Genomic DNA, 2,162 nt, shown 5'->3' with positions numbered 1-2,162 from the left:
GCCGCCTTGCGTCGTAAAGGGGCCTTACTGAGCGGAGCCAGTTGAGAAATGCGGTCACGTTTGGAATTGCATTCGGATAGCGCCCCTCCGGGCTATTGAACCACACCAGAAGAATGTATAGAGGATCGCGAACAACCACACCGTCACCAAACATGGTTATCGAGTAGAGAAGGTCAGCTAGTTGGCCGAATGATAGTTGGCCGTGGATATGTTCACCGAACGGGAAGTAGCCACCTTCTCGCGGCGTGTTTTCCAGAAAGTGTTCGTCGATCAAGGGTCGATAAATGTGCGTCTCGGCAGAGCGTTCTCGGATAAAACATTGACGCTGTCGAGGAAGCTCAAAGTATGCGTCGTATAGCTCCATGACTTTTCTACGGGTCAATGGGGGGAGTGCGTCATTCATGTTCGCGTCAAGTGAGATACCAAGTACATTCTCAATGAATTGGTAGTAGTCGATTTGGCTAGTCATGTAGTCTGCACCTCAGCTGTTCCTGAGCTTGGCGAATGCTTGAGGATCGCTGAACAGTATTTTAGTTTGAATTCCGACTATACCCCATTTAGCGTCGCTGAACAGCGACCTTGACAGAAAAGTAAATTCGCATATATATCAATCATCTATCGAGACAATCACGTCTGAAGCGGCGACTTTCCTCTGCGCGAAAACGCCCCTCGCCGTATCTGCGCCTGGCCCTCTCGGGGTTAACGAGACCCTGGAGCATCGGCGCTAAAATTCTGTACTCACAACTGTTTAGTTGCGTAGTGCAGCATCTACTTGGAAAAGTTCAGGGCGCGGAGAGCTCTATTTTGGGCTTCGAGAAAGGTCCGCTTTTGGTCAATCTGGATGTTCCCTTTGCGACCAGCCCGCGCTTAAACAAAAGCGAACATTTGATTCAGGGCTTGTCTCTTGAGACTCCAAGCTAATCACAGTCATTCCACCCAGTATGATTGGCAGACCAAATTGCAGACGCTGAATGATCACCTGGCAGAGATAGCCTCGCTCGGCTAAGCTATTGTTTTATCGATTCATGTGCAGCGTGATTGATGGCTCGAAGTCAGTATTAATGACGCAGCCAAATTTCTGCAATGATAAAGCGCGGTGCCCAATCGCTATTAGCAAAAAGGGAGGTTTCGTGTTTAACAAGTATTTTTTAGCCAATGCGTGCTTTTTAGTGATGATTGTGAGTGTGATCGCCGCTTTCATGGATAAGATCACTTGGGGCGATGTTGGTCTGATTTTTGTTGGTACAGTTGGCAGTTTCGATCATAAACGGAATTATTCTTGGTCGCCGCATTCGAAATCGTGAAATTTAGCGTGAACCTGAGTGTTCGGTGACTGGAAAGCTTTCCCTAAGGGAGAAAATCGATGGTTCCATTTGCGTTAATTGTATTGATCGCTGGAATCGGCGCATTTTTCGAAGGTGTGTCAGGTTTTTTTGTTGGGGGAGGGATCGGTTTTGTTAGCGTAATGATGGTTGGCTGGGTTGTTGGCAAAGTTCAAGGAGGAATGCTGCCGCGTAGAGTGCGCGATGAAACCGCTACGGATTTTATCGCTGAGTATCCAGAGCTTATCAAATCAGCTTATCCAACATTGAGCGCGTATCAGGCAAAAGAAGAAATAGGCAAGTTATTAAACTCCATGTTCCAGAAAGCCAACTCTCACAATCACTCTATCGATGTCACCAATGCAGGAAATCCAAACGTTTTTATACCGAGTGCATTGCAGATTGCCCGGAACCAACAATCGGAAATTGGCGTAGAGCTGGCGGAAGAGCTTGTCAGGTTCGTTGAGCGCCATCATCTTTGGTATGGGCGCTAACTTTTGGCTAAGAATGCGCGCCACACGGATGCGTTTTACGCCGCTTCGCTCCGTAAAGTTCACGGGCGCGCTTTGCGTTAAATTTTTGGAAGGCATCGAGACTATGGGAGAAAATATGAAGGGGCTTTTTATAGCTCTGTTGGTGATACTCATTTCGGGCTGCGCAACTCATAAGAGTCCTCTCCAGTCGGATAATAAGTTCATTTTTGTCACATCAGACGAAGAAGCTGTTTTCCAGGCTGCTTACGATGCGATGCTTGAGGGCCGTAAAGAGTCTCCCATAGCCGACATTAATGGGCCTATTCGCGGGTACAGCCTAACCAGAAAATGGGGGCTGGATTATTGG

The 2,162-nt window shown here is 47.7% G+C and carries 3 protein-coding genes; 2 read left to right on the top strand and 1 reads right to left on the bottom strand.

Annotated elements, in window-relative coordinates; all coding sequences use genetic code 11:
* A partial coding sequence (locus KYE_RS05500) for a hypothetical protein (RefSeq protein WP_008171244.1) occupies positions 1 to 469 on the bottom strand: 469 nt, incomplete at its 3' end.
* Positions 470 to 1,363: 894 nt separating this feature from the next.
* On the opposite strand from KYE_RS05500, the gene KYE_RS05495 reads away from it, so the two are divergent.
* Together KYE_RS05495 and KYE_RS05490 are read left to right on the top strand one after the other, a co-directional pair.
* Complete coding sequence (locus KYE_RS05495) at positions 1,364 to 1,816, top strand: hypothetical protein (protein WP_008171242.1); 453 nt, start codon at positions 1,364 to 1,366, stop codon at positions 1,814 to 1,816.
* Positions 1,785 to 2,162, top strand: a 378-nt coding sequence (locus KYE_RS05490) for a hypothetical protein (protein ID WP_139043663.1), incomplete at its 3' end; no start/stop codon positions are given. The genes KYE_RS05495 and KYE_RS05490, both read left to right, overlap by 32 nt.

The sequence above is a fragment of the Marinobacter manganoxydans MnI7-9 genome (assembly GCF_000235625.1).
Lineage (GTDB): Bacteria > Pseudomonadota > Gammaproteobacteria > Pseudomonadales > Oleiphilaceae > Marinobacter > Marinobacter manganoxydans.
Note: the sequence above shows the minus strand (reverse complement) of the source record. Positions and strands in the feature narration are given on the sequence as shown.

Excerpts from the sequence above, each read along its gene's own strand:
- KYE_RS05495 (WP_008171242.1), top strand. The coding sequence starts at position 1,364 with ATGGTTCCATTTGCGTTAATTGTATTGATCGCTGGAATCGGCGCATTT.